At 66.2% G+C, this 2,208-nt stretch carries 2 protein-coding genes; both read left to right on the forward strand.

Translation table 11 applies throughout. The features are described from left to right. Positions 1-1,292, forward strand: a 1,292-nt coding sequence (locus ACE3OH_RS20130; RefSeq protein WP_374357354.1) for an aldehyde dehydrogenase family protein, incomplete at its 5' end; no start/stop codon positions are given. Between the two features lie 90 nt (positions 1,293-1,382). Beyond that, a partial coding sequence (locus tag ACE3OH_RS20135; RefSeq protein WP_374357356.1) for a CoA transferase occupies positions 1,383-2,208 on the forward strand: 826 nt, incomplete at its 3' end.

A 2,208-nucleotide genomic window follows, 5' to 3' on the forward strand; every position in this document is an offset into this window, starting at 1 on the left:
TGGTGCGCCGCATCGGCCAGCGCCTGCAACAGCGCAAAGCCGCACTGGCCGAGCTGGTCTGCCTGGAAACCGGGCAGACACTGGTCGAAGCCGGGCGCGAAGTGCAGCTGGCCATCCATGCGTGCGAGCATGCCCTGGCGATGGCCGAACAATGGCATGGCTACACTGCGCCAGCCGAGGCAGGCGCACAGCGGCTTATGGAGCAATGGCATCCGCTTGGTACGATCGGCATCGTCACGCCGTTTTGCCAGCCGCTGAGCAACTGGGCGCGCCATGCCATGCCCGCCCTGTTGTGCGGCAATGCACTGGTGTGGAAGCCCTCGGAAAAAGCGCCCTTGACCGCCATCGCGGTGCAGCGGCTGCTGGAGCAGCTGATCGCCGATATGAATGATCTGGTTCCCGCGCCGATCGCGCAGCTGACCCTGGGCGAGGCCGCTGCGGCCCAGCAGCTGGCCGAACATCCGCTGATTGCCTTGCTGGCCGCCACCGGCAGCAGCCGCATGGGCCACGACCTTGCCCGACGCTGTGCCGGGCGGCTGGGCCGTCACTTGCTGGCGCTATCGTGCAACAATGCTGCCATCGTCGCGCCCAGTGCCGATCTTGATTTGGTGATGGACGAGATCCTGCCCGGCGCCATGCACGCTGCCGGCCAGCACTGCAGTGCGCCGCGGCGCCTGATCGTGCATCAGACACTGCTCGACCCACTGTGCAAACGCTTGCAAGACGCCCTGCGGCAACTGGCGATAGGCGACCCGCGTGATCGCAAACACCAGATCGGCCCGCTGATCGATGGCGAAGCCTACTGGACCATGCAGCAAGCCTTGCAGGCGGCGGAACAACAAGGCGGCAGATGCCTCGCGGGTGGCCACCGGCTGGAGCTTGCCGGGTTTGATGCCGCCTACTATGTGCAGCCGGCGCTGGTGAGCGTGCCGGGCAATCTGCCCATTGTCTGCCAGGAAAGCTTTGCGCCGATCTTGTACGTGATGCCGTACAGCGAACTGCTCGACGCCATCGACCTTAACAATGCAGTGGCGCAAGGCCATGCCACTACCCTGTTCAGCGACAGCCTGCGCGAGGCGGAATGGCTGCTCGGCGCTGCCGGGGCCGACACCGGCGTGGTCAATATCAACCACGGCATAGGCTGGGCCGAAGCCGACTGTGTATCGGCCTGCAACAAGGAAAGTGGCAATGGCTACAGCGGCGGCATCGTTGCCTGGCAGAACTATATGCGGCGGGTAGTCAACACGGTCAGCTACGGCAAGGTGGCACCAGCTACCGGCCTCGCCTATTGAGGCCGGCCGCCGGCGCGCTGCATGCACCTTGGTGGGCGCGCCAGCTTGCCGTGATAATCGGGCCTTCGCCATGCCAGCCCGAAGCGCACCATGCCATCACCGCACACCATCCTCGCCCAGCTGTGGCAACTCGCAGAGCTCGATCCAAAAGCGCTCGACCATATCCAGCTAACTGGCAGCGACCCTATCCTGCCCTCGTCTTTTGCCGTGGGCAGTGCAGCGCAAACCTCGATCGCCGCCTCGGCATTGGCGGCGGCTTCCTTGTGGCGTTTGCGCGGTGGCGACTGGCAAACCGTGGCTGTGGACATGCGCCATGCGGCGGTGGAGTTTCGCAGTGAGCGCCATCTGCGCATCGATGGTCAGGTGCCGGCCGACCCCTGGGACAAGATCGCCGGCCTGTACCGCTGCGCCGATGGTTGGGTGCGCCTGCACACCAACTTCCCGCATCACCGCGATGGCGTGCTGGCCATTCTCGGCTGCGCCTACGACAAGGAAGCGGTAGCCCGCGCCTTGCTGGACTGGCAGGCCGAACAGTTCGAACACGTCGCCTCGCAGCAAGGCATGGTGGTGGCGGCCCTGCGCAGCTTTGCGCAATGGGACGCCCACCCACACGCAGCGGCGCTGGCCAGCCAGCCGCTGTTCACCATCGAGCAGATCGGCGATGCGCCGCCACTGGCGCTGCCAGCAGCCGGGCGGCCACTGTCGGGTATCCGCGTGCTGGACCTGACCCGGGTGATTGCCGGCCCGGTATGCGGCCGCACCCTGGCGGCGCACGGTGCCGAGGTGCTGGCAGTCACCGCCCCGCTACTCCCCAGCATTCCGCCGCTGGTGATGGATACTGGCCGAGGCAAGCGCAGCTGCCAGCTGAACCTGCAAGATCCAGCCGATGCCGCGCGCCTGCTAGGTCTGGTCGATC

Origin of the sequence: Chitinimonas sp. (genome assembly GCF_041904975.1) — a bacterium.
GTDB lineage: Bacteria > Pseudomonadota > Gammaproteobacteria > Burkholderiales > Chitinimonadaceae > Chitinimonas.